Origin of the sequence: Dactylosporangium aurantiacum (assembly GCF_000716715.1) — a bacterium.
GTDB lineage: Bacteria > Actinomycetota > Actinomycetes > Mycobacteriales > Micromonosporaceae > Dactylosporangium > Dactylosporangium aurantiacum.
On record NZ_JNYJ01000044.1, the window covers coordinates 16,053 to 30,919 of the forward strand.

The following is a 14,867-nucleotide window of genomic DNA, read 5'->3' on the forward strand; positions in this document are numbered from 1 at the left end:
CGGGCCGAGACGGTGCGGCTTGATACCAGACGTGGCCGCCGTCCGAGGCCGTCGCGCGCAGCGGAAACGGGTACGCCACCCGTACGAGATTCCAGCCGTGGCAAGGAGGCCGCCCGCTCACGCAAGCGCCTGCCACCACGACCGGCACCACCGTCCGCGGAGCCGGCCTGGAGCCAGCCGATCCGACCCACCTCGACGCGGATCTCCGACCCACCTCGAACGCGGATCAACGAAGCCGCGTCCGAGGCAGCAACCCCACGCGGCCCACGGGTCGACGACGCACACCCGCTACGAATTCGCAGCCCGGAAGCACGTGCCCGGTGACTGCCTGATGGCATCTTACACCGGCACAGGAAATTGATCTCCGACGTCGTCGCTGTCCGTAGTCTAATCCATCCAACGCGGCGCCCGGCGTTCGCGGAACGCGGCGATGCCCTCCGCCACCTCCGCCGGGTCGTGCGGGGCGGCCCCGTCCGACCCGTCGATGATCGCCTTGGCGGAGCGGACGCTGTGCTGGGAGCGGGCCGCGATGGTGGTGGCGGTGGCCTGTACCAACGCTGCCAGGTCGGCGGCGGGGGCGACGGTGTCGACGAGGCCGATCCGTTCGGCGGTGGCGGCGTCGATCAGGTCGCCGGTGAAGAGCAGCAGCTTCGCGCGGGCCGGGCCGACGAGGGCGGCGAGGCGGCGGGTGGTGGAGGGCGGGTAGACGATGCCGAGCTTCGCCGGGGTGACGCCGAAGCGGCTGTCCGATGCGGCGAAGCGCAGGTCGCAGGCGACGGCGAGCTGGCAGCCGCCGCCGACGCAGAAGCCGTCGATGCGGGCGATGACCGGTTTCGGGAACGCGGCGAGGGCCCGTTCGGCGTGCACGGCGACGCTGTCCTCGCCGGCGGCGGCGATGGTGGCGGCGTCGTCGAGGTCGGCGCCGGCGCTGAAGGTGCCGCCCGCGCCGGCGACGACGAGGACCTTGACGGCCGGGTCGGCGGCGAGCGCTGACAGGTGCTCCGGCACGGCGGTCCACATGGCGGCGGTGAGCGCGTTGCGCTTGCCGGGGTTGTCGATGAGCAGGGTGGCGACCGCGCCGTCGACGTCGACGCGGATCTCGCCGTCGCTCACCACTCGTGTACGGGCACGTTGGAGTGCATCCTGGGAAGGTACTCGGCGAGCAGCCGGCGCATGGTGTCGTCCCGGTCGATCTCGCCGGCGCCGGCGATGTGGTGGACGGTTTCGACCTGCCACGAGGCGCCGTTGCGGGCGCTGAGGCAGCGCTGCTCGATGACGCCGAGGAGCCGGTCGCGGTGGGAGGGGTCGACGCCCCAGCCGTCGAGGCCCTCGTGGGCCAGGGGCAGCAGGCGGCGCAGGACCAGCTCGGTGACGGGGACGGCGCCGAGGCCGGGCCAGAAGACGGAGGCGTCGATGCCGAGCCGGGCGGCGGTGTGGAAGTTCTCCTCGGCGGCGCCGAAGGACATCTGGGTCCAGACGGGGCGGTCCTGTTCGGCGAGGCGGCGCACGAGCCCGAAGTAGAAGGCGGCGTTGGCCATGCTGTCCACGACGGTGGGGCCGGCGGGCAGGACCCGGTTCTCGACGCGGACGTGCGGTTTGCCGTCGACGACGTCGTAGATGGGGCGGTTCCAGCGGTACACGGTGCCGTTGTGCAGCCGCAGCTCGGCGAGCTTCGGCACGCCGCCGCCGTCGAGGACGGCGACCGGGTCCTCGTCCTCGCAGATGGGCAGCAGCGACGGGAAGTAGCGGACGTTCTCCTCGAACAGGTCGAAGATCGAGGTGATCCACCGCTCGCCGAACCAGACGCGGGGGCGCACGCCCTGCGACTTGAGCTCCTCGGCGCGGGTGTCGGTGGCCTGTTCGAAGAGCGGGATGCGGGTCTCGCGCCACAGCTCGCGGCCGAAGAGGAACGGCGCGTTGGCGCCGAGGGCGACCTGGACGCCGGCGATGGCCTGGGCGGCGTTCCAGTACGCGGCGAACTGCTGCGGCGCGACCTGCAGGTGGAACTGGACGCTGGTGCAGGCGGCCTCGGGCGCGATCGAGTCGCAGCGCACGTGCAGCCGTTCGACGCCGTCGATGGCGATCATCAGGTCCTCGCCGCGGGCGGCGAAGATCTGCTCGTTGAGCAGTGCGTACCGTGGATTCGCCGACAGCACGTCGGGGGTGAGCTGGTCGCGGCGCAGGGTGGGCAGGATGCCGATCATGGCCAGGCGCGTGTCGACGCCGGCGGCGTGCTGCTCGGCCGCGTTGAGGCTGGCGCGGACCTGGTCCTCGAAGCCGGCCAGGCCGTCCCCGGCGAGCCGGCGCGGCGGCACGTTGATCTCGATGTTGAACTGGCCGAGCTCCGTGACGAACGCCGGGTCGGCGAGGGCGTCGAGGACCCGCTGGTTGCGCAGGGCGGGGTCGTGCTGCTCGTCGACGAGGTTCAGCTCGATCTCCAGGCCGCTCATGCCGTCGCCGTCCTCGAAGTGCGCGTCGGCGAGCATCCTGGCGAAGGCGTCGAGGCACTGCCGGACCTTGTCGCGGTAGCGCATGCGGTCTTCACGGCTGAACTCGGTCGTTTCGACGTCCTTGCCCATGGATGTCCCACCTCCGCCGGAGCCGTGACTCTGGCATACCACGCGGCGCGGGTTTTTACTCCTGCATCCCAACCCGGCTGGTGCTGCGGTTCCTGTGTGGCCTGCCGGTCGCCGAGGTGGCGGCGGCGCCGGGCGTCGCGGAGGGCACGGTCAAGACGGGCCGGCGGCCCTGTGCCGCCGATCGGCGACGACGCGCTGACGGGGAGGGCGGTATGAGCGGGCTGCTGAAGCCTGGACCGGCGGGACCTGCCGCCGTCCACTGTGGATCTCGGCATGGTGGTGCGGGCCGGCCGGGCCCGGGAGCGCCGGCGGCGGGTGCTGGAGGTCGCGGCGCCGGTGCTGGTCGCGGCGAAGGGGTGGCGTTGGCGGCCGGCCGCCGGCCCGCGCCGCGCCCGGCGACACCGTCGTGGACCTGCGCGGTGCGGACGCGGTCGACGAGTGTTACGGCAACGAGCTCCGGAAGAGCCGGGGGAACGAAAAAGCCACAAACGCGACTAATGCTCGCGTACCTTCAGATCATGGCCGGCCGTACGTTCCTCCTCAGGGTCGCCAACGTGAACCCCGCCAGCGTGCGGACGCACACCGACCGGGCGCTGTACCGCTCGATCGGGGTCTTCATCCTGCTGTACGGCGTGTACGCGGTCGTCGGCGCCGCGACGTTCGTCGACGCGAGCACGAACTACGCGCACCCCTGGTGGCAGTGGCTGGTCGGGCCGCCGGTCGCCGCCGCCGTGATCGCCTACGACCGGGCCGTCGTCGGCCGGGTCGCGGTCAGCTACGACGATCTCGACTCCGCCGATCCGCGGCTGCTGCTGCGCCGGCGCACGTCAGGGCTCTACGCCGGGCGGCTGCTGCTCGCGCTGCTGTTCGCCGTCGTGATCACCGAGCCGCTGATGCTCGCCCGGTACAAGGGGGAGATCGACGCGTACCTCGGCTCGGTGCACAACCGGCAGCTCATCGAGCTGGAGCGGACCGGCGCGATCGCCACGTTCGCCGAGCAGGTCGCCGCGCTGCGGGCGCAGGACGCCGCCGACGACGCCGCGGTCGCCGAGCTGCACCGGCTCGCCGCGGCGAAACGGGCGGAGGCGGCGCAGGTGTACGACCGGGCCCTCGCGGACTCGCGCGCCGACGGCGTCACCCGGCGGGCCGGCTGCCCGGCCGGCGGATTCTGCGACACCCTCGTGCGGCAGTCCCGGGCGCTGACCGCCGAGGCGACCCGGCTCGACGACGAGGCCACCGCGCTGCAGCGCACGCAGCAGCCGACCCGGCTGGACCGGGCGAGACAGGTGGCGGCGCTCAACGGGCAGATCGCCGAGCAGCGCACCGACAACCGGCGCTCGGTCGAGGCCGGCGCCGGGTTCGGCGCCCGCACCACCGCCATGTGGCACCTGGTCAAGGGCGACTTCTGGGGGTTCGGCTTCTTCTACCTGGGCGTCGCCGCGCTGCTGGTCTGCCTCGACTGCGCCGCGGTGTGGCTGAAGCTGGTCTCGCACGGCAACGGGTACGAGCGCACCGAGGCCCGCGCCGCGCGCCGCCGCGAGCTGAGCGCGACGAAACGGCACGAGCAGCAGCTGCGGGTCGCCGGGGCGGCGCAGGAGATCGCCGGTGACGGCCTGGACACCGTCGTGGCGGAGCGGCGCCTGATGGACGCCGCGGTCGAGCGGGCGACCGCCCGGCTCATGGCGGAACTGGAGGACCAGTCCCTCCCCTCTTCGTCCAGAAGTTCCTGAATCACTTGCAATTCGACCTGCGGGCCCGGGCAGACTGGTCGACGTGCGTCACAGCCTGCCCCGCCGCCCCCCGGTGCTGCCGATCGTGATCGGCATCGTCCTGGCGGTGGTCGCCGGGGTCGGCGCCGTCCGCGCCGTCTGGGTCAGCTCGACCGCCTCGACCGCGACCCCGCCGGCGCGCGGCAACGAGCGGGCCGACCGGTCCCAGACCCGCACCGACCTGCGCTGCGACGGCAAGCCGTTGAGCGCGCCGCGGGAGCTGCGCGGCATCTGGATCACCACGGTCGAGAACATCGACTGGCCGAGCCGCCCCGGCCTGCCCGACGAGCAGATCAAGGCCGAGTACCTCGGCTGGCTCGACCTCGCCGGGAAGCGCAACCTGAACGCGGTCTTCGTGCACGTACGCCCGAGCGGTGACGCGCTGTGGCCGTCCGCGTACGCGCCCTGGTCGGAGTGGATCACCGGGGTGCGCGGCAAGGCGCCCGGCTTCGACCTGATGCGCTGGATGATCGACGAGACGCACGCCCGCGGGCTGGAGTTCCACGCCTGGTTCAACCCGTACCGGGGCAGCCAGCCGGCGCCGAGCGGGGCCGGGCCGGACATCAACGCGCTCGCCCCGGACCACCCGCTGCGCAAGCACCCCGAGTGGGCGGTCGTCTACCCGGCGGCCGGCACCGGCGGCAGCCGCCTGCACTTCAACCCCGGCATCCCGGCCGCGCGGGAGTTCGTCGAGGACTCGATGCTCGAGGCGGTCAAGAACTACGACGTCGACGGCGTGCACTTCGACGACTTCTTCTACCAGTACCCGGTGAACAAGCAGGAGTACCCGGACGGTCCCGCGTACGCGCAGTACGGCGGCGGGATGAGCCGCGCGGACTGGCGCCGCGACAACGTCAACAAGCTCGTCCAGGAGATGCACGACAAGATCCGCAAGATCAAGCCGTGGGTGAAGTTCGGCATCAGCCCGTTCGGCATCTGGCGCAACGACCGGACCGACCCGGCCGGTTCACCGACCCGCGGCCTGCAGTCCTACGACGAGATCTACGCCGACACCCGCCTGTGGGTGCAGCGGGAGTGGCTCGACTACATCGTGCCGCAGCTGTACTGGAACATCGGCTTCGACGTCGCCGACTACGCCAAACTGCTGCCCTGGTGGGTCGACGTGGTCAAGGACACCGACGTGCAGCTGTGGATCGGGCAGGCCGACTACCGCGTCGGGCAGTCCGGCGCCTGGTCCGACGCCGGCGAGCTGGACCGGCAGCTCGCCATGAACCGCAAGTATCCGCAGGTCACGGGCAGCGTGCACTTCAGCGCCAAGAGCATGCGCAGCGACGCGCTGGGCTCGGTCACCCGGTACGCCACCAACTTCTACAGCACCCCGGCGCTGCCGCCGGTCATGGCGCAGCTACCCTCCGACATCCCGCCGCCGCCGAAGGTCACCGTGTCCGGCACGAAACTGACCTGGCGGGGCAAGGGCACGAGCTCGGCCGTGTACCAGGTGCGCGGCGACAAGGCCGTGCTGCTGGCGGTGCGCCGCGGCGGCGACGGCGAGGTCACGGTGCCCGACGCCGCCGGCACGTACTGCGTGACGGCGCTGGACCGTTCGTGGAACGAGAGCACTCCGGCGAGGTGAGCACGGCTCATCCCGGGCCGCGCGAGGTTCGGTCGGTGACCAGCTTCATCTCCGACCAGGACTTCACGACCCCCGCACACGCCCGGGTGACCGCCGACGTCGAGGAACGCACCGAACGCCGGGAGTCCTCCCCGGCCCCGTTCCTCGCCGTGGTGTTCCTGGCCTCGGTGTGGCTGGTGGTGTCAGCGGTGCCGATCGGGTACATCGGGGCCGCCCGGTACGACGTGTTCTGGGGCGACACGGTCGTCGGCGTCGCCGTCGCCATCGTCACCATGGTCCGGATGCTGCGCCCGACCCCGGCCCTCGCGTGGGTGACCGCCGGGCTCGGCGGCTGGCTGCTGATCGCGCCGCTGGTCCTGCAGTACGGCTGGAGCGCGCCGACCGCCAACGACCTCGCTGTCGGCCTGGTCATGCTGATCTGCACGGGACTGTCGGCGGCGAGCTGAGCCCCGGACAGACTTCGGGCCCGCCCCGGTGGTGCTGGGGCGGGCCCGATGGTGTCACATGCGTCAGACGCGGTGGTTGGTGTGTCCGCCGGTGATCGCGTCCTTGACGTCAGCGCCGGCGTCCCTGACATGGTCACCGGCCTGCTTCGCCTTGGCGGCGGCACGCTCGGCGGCGCCTTCGGCCTGCAGCCGCTCGTTGTCGGTGGCGTCGCCGTACTTCTCCTTGGCGGCGCCCTTGAGCTCTTCAGCCTTGTGCTCGACCTTGTCCGTGAAGCTCATCGCTGATCCTTCCGTCTCGGTTCCGTCGTGCACTGTCTGGGTGCCCGGAGCCGCCACGCGGCAAACACGGTGGTCACTGCGACGGACACGACGGTGCCCGCGCCGGCCGCGGCGAACGGCTGGCCGAACACGCGGGCGCCGACGTAGCCGAGCGACACCATCCAGCAGCTCCACAGCACGGCGCCGAGCAGCAGCGCGGGCAGGAACCGGCGGCGCGGGAACCGCGCGTAGCCGGTGGCGAGGGCGACCGCGGTGCGCCCCATCGGCACGAACCGGCCACCCGCCACGATGGCGCCGCCCCAGCGGTGCAGTGCCGCGGTGGTGCGCGCCAGGACCTGCCGCGGCCGCCCCGCACGGGTCCAGCGGCCGAAGAGCCGGCGTCCGCCCCGCCGGGCCGCCTCATGGGTGAGGAGGTCCCCGGCGGCGACCGCGGCCACCGTCGCGGCCAGCACCGCCGGCAGCCGCAGCTGCCCGCCGGCCGCGAGGGCCCCACCGGCGATCACGCTGGTCTCCGCCGGCAGGACGGGCAGGAGGCAGTCCAGCACCAGCAGCACGAAGATCACGAGGTACGCCCACTCCACACCTCAACCGTGCCCCTCGGCGCCGTCCGCGACACCAGTGCCAGCCGGCCGATCGCCAGGGGGCTACCCCTACCACCCTCGTTCAGGTCGGCACGTCTTCGAAGCGGGCGACCAGCGCGGGGTCGTGGAAGGCGATCATGTCAGTGATCAGCCCGCCGGCGATCCACAGCACCGACACCGCGAACGGCTGCCACTCGAGCGCGCCCTCCGGGCGGACGTGCGCCACGACCGCCGGCATGCGGTTGGCGCCCGTGCAGCGGACCCTGACCTCGCCCAGGCCCGGGCGGCCCTCCCACAGCGATGCTTCGATGGCGTCCTTCCCCTGGTACCAGATGCGCCACGGCGGCATCGAGGCCCGCGCGTCCTTCGCCAGCAGGCGCACCATCGCCGGGATGTCGGCCCGCTGGAACGCGTCGGCGTACCGGCGGGCGACCTCGTGCTCGGCGGCCGTGGCGGGCCCCGCGGCGGCCGGCACCCGGGTCTTCGCCCGCTGCAGGGCGCTGTTGACCGCCGGGACGGTCATCTCCAGCAGCGTCGCGGTCTCCGCCGCGGACCAGTCGAGCACGTCACGCAGGATCAGCACGGCCCGCTGCCGGGGCGGCAGGTGCTGCAACGCGGCGAGGAACGCGAGCTCGACACCCTCCCGCGCGACCGCGGCCGCCTCGGGCCCGGCCGCGTCCAGGACCGCGTCGGGGATCGGCTCCAGCCAGTGCGCCGGCTCGCCGGGCCCCAGGTCGACCGGCAGCGCCCGGCGCGGGCGGGCCTTCAACGCATCGAGGCAGGCGTTCGTGGCGATCCGGTAGAGCCAGGTGCGCACCGAGGACCGCCCGTCGAACGCGTCGCGGGCCCGCCACGCCTTGAGGTACGTCTCCTGCACCAGGTCCTCGGCCTCGTGCACCGAGCCGAGCATCCGGTAGCAGTGGACCTCCAGCTCGCGGCGGTACTCCTCCACCACCGTATGTTAGGGCGATGTGGGCGGACTACCGGAAGCGCGCGCTGTTCGAGAGTGACACGGTGCTGGCCCTGGACAAGCCGGTCGGGGTGTCCGTCATGGGCGAGCGACACGAGTCCGACCTGGTGCGGATGGCCGCCGACGCCGGCGAGACCCTGTACCCGGTGCACCGCATCGACAAGGTCACCTCCGGCGTGATCCTGTTCGCCAAGGACCTCGCCGCGCACGGCGGGCTGACCCGGCAGTTCAACAAACGGACCGTGGAGAAGGCGTACCTCGCGGTGGTCACCCCCGGCGGCCTGCCCGCCACCGGCCGGGTCGACCTGCCGCTGAGCGTCGGGCGCAAGAACCGGGTCAGGATCGCCGCCGCCCGGGAACGCATCGTCGCCGGCCTCGACCCGGACACGGCCGCCGGCACCTGGTCCGTGCCGGCCGACGCCGTGTTCGACCAGGTGCCGACGTACCCGTCGGTGACCGAGCTGCGGGTACCGTGGCAGGACGAGCGGCACGCCCTGGTGGTCGCCAACCCGCTGACGGGCCGGCGCCACCAGATCCGGGTGCACCTCGCCTGGATCGGTCACCCGATCCTCAACGACCCGCTGTTCGACAAGGCCGCGACGGGCCGCACGCACCTGCACGCGTGGCGGCTGTCGTTCGACCTGGACGGCGAGCGGGTCACCGTGCAGGCACCGCCGGACGAGGAGTTCCTCGCCCCCGTCCCGGACGCGGTCATCCCGCCGGAGTGAAGACCCGGTGGACCTCGGCCTCGCCCTCCCAGCCCGGCCACAGGTCACGGTGCAGCTTCATGAACCGGGTCGTCCACTCCGTCGCCTCGGCCTTCGTCCTGACCTGGTACAACGCGTAACTGATCATCTCCTTGGTCTCCGCGAACGGCCCGTCGACCACGTCCAGGGCGCCGCCGCCGGTCACCGTCACCCGCGCACTGTCGACGCTCGGCGCGAGCCCCGCCGTGTCCAGCAACGCCCCCGCGGCCGTGGCGTCCTCCCCCAGCTGCATGATCGCCGCCATCAGCTCCGGCGGGGGCGGCGTCCCGGGGGCAGTCCCCTTCAGCAGCACGAGGTAGCGCATGTCCATCTCCTGTCAGTAGGTGGCTTCACCGGTACCTCGAACGGCCCGACCCGGATCCGACATCATTTTTTTCTTGGTATGGCCAGCCATACCCCCGACACGGTAGTCAGCGGGCTGGGACCACCGCCCCGGTTTCCATACCGTCACATCCATGACGGTGACGATGACTCGGAGCGCCGGGACCCGCACCGCGCGGCCACCGGTCCAGCGGTTCACCTGGCCCCGGGCGCTCGCCCTGCACCTCCTGCCGATCGCCGCGACCTTCGCCGCCACGGCCCTGCTGCGCCCCCTCGACGTGGCGCCGGCCTTCGCGGTGGTGTTCGTGCTCCTGCCGGTGCAGCTGGGCCTGCTCCTGCACGCCGCCGGCCGCTGGTCCGTGACACCGGTGGTGGAGCTGCGCCGCCGGCTGCCTGTGCGCCGGTACCTGCTGCTGTTGCCGAGCCTGGCCGCCATTGGTCTCGGCCTGGCCATGCTCCTGCGGGTGGAGCACCACTACGCCTGGCTGCTCCTGCTGGCGGGGGTACAGGAGCTGTACTGCCGCGGCTACCTGCTGCCCCGCCTCCCGGTGGACGGCCCCCGGGCGGTGCTGCTGTCAGCCCTGCTGTCGGCGCTGCCGTTCGCCTTCTCCGGACCGTTCGCGTTCGTCCTGGTCATGCACGTACTCGTGGCAACGGTGACGGTCCGCCTGGACAGCGTCAAGGCCGGCATCGCCGCCCACTGCATCCTGGCCCTGGCGCTGTTCGCCGCTTGACGCTTTCCGCTAGTGGCCAGCCCGCCGGTTGCTGCCGCCGGCCAGCACCCCCGGTTCGTGGAGGCCGTCGGCAGATCAACCCCGCATTCTGAGGGAGCCCGTCGGTGCGAATGCTCGATTGACCGATCGATGTCCTGCCCTCAGCCCGAACGCACGGACGCCACGAGAGGCCGGGTTATGCGCACGCAGGCAGGATGGACATCGGCTCCCTGTTCGCTGAAACCTCGAAGCTCAGGGGACAGAGCAACAGTTTCCTAATTCCGCTGGTATTCGTAGTGCAAGCGCGTATCCTGCACGTTCGTGGCGTTGACCTCGGGTTTTGCGTCGCGAATGGTAGCCGTGTGATCAGCGGCTTCGCGGATCGAGGGCCTCGGTTCCGACGAAAACCATCCGCAGTTCGACTTGCTCATCGTTCGAAAATGTCGATTGCTTCGAACTGCGCAAGAAGACTGCTTCGGCTTACCTCTCCGCCGTCTTCGGAAACCTCGACCTCCGTCATCACGCTCTCGTCCCCGAGCACGCTGTTCCACCGCCGTTCGGCATTCGAAGCGTTGCCGCACCGTCCATACGCCACCATGTCGCCGATGCCGGCCTCAACTTGGCTGAGTAACTCTTGGACAAGCTTCGCCTCCGTATTGAGGCCCGCCGCCGCCCGCCACTCGAGGGCCGCAAGATCCGGACCGACCGCCGCGATGAGTCCGGCAACCGTCGACGAGTACGACTGGGGAGGCCCTGGCGGCTCTAGGCGAAACCGCAGCCGCGTGACGATGTCAACAGTCGCACGCCACTTCTCGAAGGGCACCCTTTCGCCGGCAAGGGACTCGATCTGCCAGGTCTCGTCCTTGCCGCTCCGGCGGAGGATTGCCCGAAGTGCGCCGGCGAAGGATTCCGGGCGGATACCCTGCCTGCGCGGCTGGTAGACCAGCACCATGTCGACCATTCGGATCACAAAGGGTGCTGCAACGCCGTTGTCGACTCGCGCCTTCTCGAAGTCTTGAGCCTCATCCTGCCAAAGATCTACGCCGACCTGCTGCCCAAATCCGAGGCGTCCGTGAAGAAACCCCTGCTCCTCGTGGATTTGACTGAGGTGCCAAGTCCTGCCGTATCGAAGCTCAGGCGAACCCGGTTGCAACGCTGCTCGTAGTCGGTCCGCCCCGCCGCCAAGCGTGTTCATCTGCTTCGGCTCCACCAAACGAGCGCGGGCTACCCGTCCAACCGCCCTGGTCGACATGTGTCGACTGTAATCGATGAGTGATGATCGAATTACAGATCGTCATATAGCGACAATTCATTGCATTCACTCACTTGAGATGCCCGCGCCACACCTTCGGCGATCTCCGTTCCGGTGGCCTCTGCGATGGACTGCCGCTGGATCGTGACGGTTGCGGGGGGTGAGAGTGGGGGCGCCCGTTATGCAGCCAGCGGTGCCAGGCTGGGCGGCCAAACGAACCCAACGGATGGCTCACCGGTCCCCGTCCATAGAGAAGCGTGATGTCCAGGAAGTGCTGAGCCGGTATGGTGCGCCGGTGACCTCACTGGCGGCGATTCGCGGCTACCTCCTCGAGGAGGCTCTCGCGTGGCTGGTCCGGACAAGCGGGTACCGGCTGCTGGTCAACGTGCAGGACGATCCTGATGGTGCGCTGACCTCAGCCGGCAACGGACTGCTGGTCAAGGGGCGCGGCGCGAACCACCAGGCAGACACGCTCGGAGAGTTCGCGTTCGTGCCACCGTTCTCACTGCCGATCCGGCTGTTCGTCGAGGCCAAGTTCCGCAACGAGACGACCGGCATCTACGACGTGCGGAACGCCTTCGGTGTGATCAGCGACGTAAACGAGAACTACGTCCAACTCGACCCGGGCCGGCGACCCAGGCGAAGGTACCGATACGTCTACACCTTGTTCTCGACTTCAGGGTTCTCGACACCGGCCCAGGAGTACGCGATCGCTCACCAGATCTCCCTGGTGGACCTGTCCGGAGACACCTTTGCCTGGCTGCGGCGTACCGTCGCTATCGCCGCAGATCGGGTGTACAGCCTGGAGCAGTCACTGAAGAGCCGGTCAGCCAAGGCGTCGATTCCGCGGGCCAAACTCAGGGAGATAGTACGGCGTCAGTTGGAGACCACGGACTCTACGCAAGTGGGGATTAGCACCCCATCGTGGTGGTCCGAGGACATCGATGATGCCTTGGCTCAGGTTGCCTCCGATCTGGGGTACGGCCTGCGAACAGCGGAGGGTCGGGAGCTGCTCCTCGGGTTCCCACCTGCTCCGTTCGTGCTGACGTTGACGGCTCAGTCTCCGTACACCATGGAGCATTTTTTAGCATTCACCCAGCATCGCCCGCGCCATGCTATCGGTCTGCGACGCCGGCGCGCCGACTCTCACGTTACGCAGTGGGAGTTGTTCCCGCGGGAGAGTCCGGATGCGTATCGACTGTCATTCACGTTGCCAGACCGAGTTGAGGAGTGGATTGACGACAGCGAGCGGTACCGCATGCGAGCGCGGATAGTCGAGGAAAGTTTGCTCTCAACCATCGTCTTGTACCGTCTGGATCAGGGCGCGGTGACGGTGTACCAGCTGGACTATGAGCCCGCGGAGCTGCGACCTATGGACTGACTCGGCGCGGCGGTCCAGTCAGAACTACCGCAACCCCAGCGAGACGATGTCCTGCTCGGCGATTGATGAAAGAGAACGGTCGACCAGACGTGATCGAACTCGAAACCTGGGACACGCGAAGGTGCCTTCGGCCGATGGACGTCTTGTCCGCCACCCTGGCAGGCTCACTGTGTGACCTTCCGGCTGCCTGTAGCGCTCCAGGCTCCTGATAACAGCGCCGCCGTCGGCCTCCTGAAGCGATACTTCGGCTCGCCGTATCTGAGCCCGGGATGCGCGGACGGGGCATACTTCGATATCTGGACCGCGTCCGACCCATTCCGGTTCACTGCCGACGACCTACTTGCGATCAAGTTCCTGTCGGTGGAGGCACCGAAGACCGCGGTACGCCAACTCCTCTGGGACCGAGCCGACGAGTTCGCGAAGATGCTGGTCGACCTGGGTCCTGACCGAGACCTCGCGGATGAGGATCAACCGCTGGACGACGGATGGCCTGGTTGGCACTTGATGCGCGAACTGACCGGCATTCTCGGTGTCGGGACGACGACGGCCTCGAAGCTGTTGGCACGCAAACGGCCGCGCCTGCGTCCGATCTGGGACCCAGTGGTCGCGGGTGTCACCAACGCCGAAAGAGTCCAGTGGGAGCCGCTGCGACGGGCGCTCCGGGCTGACCATTGCGCTCTGCAGCACCGGCTCCTCCACCTCCGAGCTCTCGCTGAGCTACCGGATAGTCTCAGCGCCCTCCGCATCTTCGATGTCATCGCATGGCGCGAAGGCAAAGACCGTGGTTTCCAGCAATATCAAGAGGTACCGCCGTCACGTCGCGATGAATGACCTCAACGGCGCCTCTTCAGGAGAGGACGGCTTGATGCGGTTCGTGCTCAACGGCGTCGCGCGGCAACTCGACGCCGAAACGGTGTCCAGCTGGCTCCGTGACGTCACGCCGGAGGCTGTACGCGAGCACGGTGTCCGGGTCGGCGCCTTGGTGTAACGGTCAAGCAGGCGTTCGGGTAGGTCTGCGAAATTCCACGTAACGAGACCGGCGGCCGCATCGCTTTGCGGTACCCGCGCTCACTGGAATTCAAGATCCCCAGTGGAACGTCGCCGCCTCCCATGTCTGTGACGGCAGGTCGGCCTATGAAACGCTGAGCCAGTTGCCTCCGTTCACACACGGCAGCGGCAGGACAGCGTGCAGGCAGGTGTCCGCTGAAGTTCTCGCCCGCCACGGTTGATCGATCATCGCTATGGCCGAGACGGTGTATGTCAACGTCAACCTGCAGGACTTCGCGGCTCGGATGCGCAAAGCGGGATACGGCTCCGGCCGTGTACCACCTCGTACTTACCGAGTTCACAAATCGGAGTACTCCAACGTACTTGACGCCAAAGTCGCCCTGGGATACTTTTATCAATGGAGGCAGTCGGCGGTCCCCGTGATGCGGGCGCGCCAAAGACAATGCCCCAGGCAGCATGCCGAAGCAGAGGCGGACCTGGGGCCTACGGCTCAACCATACCACAGCGTCGCGCTGTCGTGGTGTCGCGATCCCAGGAGGCCAGAGTGACGTTCGCAGAGCACGAGCCGATCGGCGACAATAACGACAAGTGGGTCTACGACGTGCTCTCCGAGGCGAGGCTTGCTCCATACCTCGCTGACTGTGGTGGGGACGTTGCCGCTGCATGGCACCTGCACGCATGGAACATCCGCATCTCCGCAGCGTTCTTTCCTGTGCTGCAGTTCGTCGAAGTTGCGTTGCGTAACAAGCTGAACCGCGAGCTGAGTGCCCGGTTCGGACGTGCGAACTGGTGGTCAGTCGCGCCGCTCAATGAGCACGGGGAGCGGCTGGTCAAGCATGCCTTGGAGAAGGTGTCCGCACCGTTTTCTTCGCAGAGCGCGAACGACGTGGTGGCAAAGTTGACGTTCGGCTTTTGGGTGTCATTAATCAGCCAGACCTACGATCGTACGTTGTGGGTTCCCGCGCTGCACCGAGCGTTCCCGCACTACCGAGGGCGTCGTGACGTCCTGCACGCGGAACTCAGGCAAGTGCTGGGGCTACGCAACCGCGTGATGCACCACGAGCCGATTCACCGGCATGATTTGGCGGCATCTCACGCCACTATCTACCGACTGTTCGGCTACATGTCGTCTGACCTGGCGGCGGCTGTGCGGCCGACCGACGAGGTGCCACGGGTGCTGAGGCTCCGCTGACCGGCGAGGGAATGC

General features: G+C 69.3%; 16 protein-coding genes. 9 read left to right on the top strand and 7 right to left on the bottom strand.

Annotated elements, in window-relative coordinates; all coding sequences use genetic code 11:
* Positions 1 to 387: 387 nt before the first annotated feature.
* Complete coding sequence (locus OP18_RS38855) at positions 388 to 1,113, bottom strand: enoyl-CoA hydratase/isomerase family protein (RefSeq protein ID WP_033364221.1); 726 nt, start codon at positions 1,111 to 1,113, stop codon at positions 388 to 390.
* Positions 1,110 to 2,579, bottom strand: a complete 1,470-nt coding sequence (locus tag OP18_RS38860) for a glutamate-cysteine ligase family protein (RefSeq protein ID WP_033364191.1) — start codon at positions 2,577 to 2,579, stop codon at positions 1,110 to 1,112. Before OP18_RS38860 ends, OP18_RS38855 begins: the two co-directional genes overlap by 4 nt.
* 518 nt (positions 2,580 to 3,097) lie before the next feature.
* Here OP18_RS38860 and OP18_RS38865 point away from each other — a divergent pair.
* From OP18_RS38865 to OP18_RS53670, 3 genes are read left to right on the top strand one after another with little or no spacing between them, the layout of a single operon-like run.
* On the top strand, positions 3,098 to 4,309 hold the full coding sequence (locus OP18_RS38865) for a DUF4407 domain-containing protein (protein ID WP_033364222.1): 1,212 nt from the start codon (positions 3,098 to 3,100) through the stop codon (positions 4,307 to 4,309).
* Positions 4,310 to 4,352: 43 nt separating this feature from the next.
* Entirely contained in the window at positions 4,353 to 5,942 is a 1,590-nt protein-coding gene (locus OP18_RS38870) for a glycoside hydrolase family 10-like protein (protein ID WP_052387979.1), read from the top strand.
* Positions 5,943 to 5,977: 35 nt separating this feature from the next.
* Positions 5,978 to 6,388, top strand: coding sequence for an SPW repeat domain-containing protein (locus OP18_RS53670; protein WP_052387980.1), 411 nt, complete (start codon positions 5,978 to 5,980; stop codon positions 6,386 to 6,388).
* A 63-nt stretch (positions 6,389 to 6,451) separates the two neighbouring features.
* On the opposite strand, the gene OP18_RS38880 is transcribed toward OP18_RS53670, so the two are convergent.
* The 3 genes from OP18_RS38880 to OP18_RS38890 form a co-directional block, all read right to left on the bottom strand.
* Complete coding sequence (locus OP18_RS38880; protein ID WP_033364192.1) at positions 6,452 to 6,667, bottom strand: CsbD family protein; 216 nt, start codon at positions 6,665 to 6,667, stop codon at positions 6,452 to 6,454.
* Positions 6,664 to 7,248, bottom strand: a complete 585-nt coding sequence (locus OP18_RS53675; RefSeq protein WP_052387981.1) for a DedA family protein — start codon at positions 7,246 to 7,248, stop codon at positions 6,664 to 6,666. The genes OP18_RS38880 and OP18_RS53675 overlap by 4 nt, the downstream gene beginning before the upstream one ends.
* Positions 7,249 to 7,330: 82 nt before the next feature.
* Positions 7,331 to 8,200, bottom strand: a complete 870-nt coding sequence (locus tag OP18_RS38890; protein WP_245635674.1) for an RNA polymerase subunit sigma-70 — start codon at positions 8,198 to 8,200, stop codon at positions 7,331 to 7,333.
* A gap of 17 nt (positions 8,201 to 8,217) precedes the next feature.
* Here OP18_RS38890 and OP18_RS38895 point away from each other — a divergent pair, with 17 nt between their 5' ends.
* Positions 8,218 to 8,946: an RluA family pseudouridine synthase gene (locus OP18_RS38895; RefSeq protein WP_033364194.1), complete on the top strand. Its 729-nt coding sequence runs from the start codon at positions 8,218 to 8,220 to the stop codon at positions 8,944 to 8,946.
* On the opposite strand, the gene OP18_RS38900 is transcribed toward OP18_RS38895, so the two are convergent.
* Positions 8,930 to 9,289, bottom strand: coding sequence for a YciI family protein (locus OP18_RS38900; protein WP_033364226.1), 360 nt, complete (start codon positions 9,287 to 9,289; stop codon positions 8,930 to 8,932). The two genes, OP18_RS38895 and OP18_RS38900, sit on opposite strands and share 17 nt — an antisense overlap.
* A 151-nt stretch (positions 9,290 to 9,440) precedes the next feature.
* Between OP18_RS38900 and OP18_RS38905 the strand changes: the two genes are divergently transcribed.
* Positions 9,441 to 10,040 (top strand): CPBP family glutamic-type intramembrane protease, encoded by a 600-nt coding sequence (locus OP18_RS38905; RefSeq protein ID WP_033364195.1) that lies wholly within the window; start codon positions 9,441 to 9,443, stop codon positions 10,038 to 10,040.
* A gap of 406 nt (positions 10,041 to 10,446) precedes the next feature.
* Here the strand turns inward: OP18_RS38905 and OP18_RS58010 are convergent, their stop codons facing one another.
* Positions 10,447 to 11,271 carry a hypothetical protein gene (locus tag OP18_RS58010; protein ID WP_156090094.1) on the bottom strand — a complete coding sequence of 275 codons (825 nt, stop codon included), beginning with the start codon at positions 11,269 to 11,271 and terminating at the stop codon, positions 10,447 to 10,449.
* Positions 11,272 to 11,566: 295 nt separating this feature from the next.
* On the opposite strand from OP18_RS58010, the gene OP18_RS38915 reads away from it, so the two are divergent.
* The 4 genes from OP18_RS38915 to OP18_RS38925 all read left to right on the top strand — a co-directional run bounded on the left by OP18_RS38915 (position 11,567) and on the right by OP18_RS38925 (position 14,852).
* Positions 11,567 to 12,652: a hypothetical protein gene (locus OP18_RS38915; protein WP_033364227.1), complete on the top strand. Its 1,086-nt coding sequence runs from the start codon at positions 11,567 to 11,569 to the stop codon at positions 12,650 to 12,652.
* 171 nt (positions 12,653 to 12,823) lie between these two features.
* Positions 12,824 to 13,483 (top strand): DUF6308 family protein, encoded by a 660-nt coding sequence (locus OP18_RS38920; RefSeq protein WP_033364197.1) that lies wholly within the window; start codon positions 12,824 to 12,826, stop codon positions 13,481 to 13,483.
* Positions 13,484 to 13,517: 34 nt separating this feature from the next.
* Positions 13,518 to 13,640: a hypothetical protein gene (locus tag OP18_RS62100; RefSeq protein ID WP_260709934.1), complete on the top strand. Its 123-nt coding sequence runs from the start codon at positions 13,518 to 13,520 to the stop codon at positions 13,638 to 13,640.
* Positions 13,641 to 14,204: 564 nt separating this feature from the next.
* Positions 14,205 to 14,852, top strand: a complete 648-nt coding sequence (locus OP18_RS38925) for a hypothetical protein (RefSeq protein ID WP_245635675.1) — start codon at positions 14,205 to 14,207, stop codon at positions 14,850 to 14,852.
* Positions 14,853 to 14,867 lie beyond the last annotated feature (15 nt).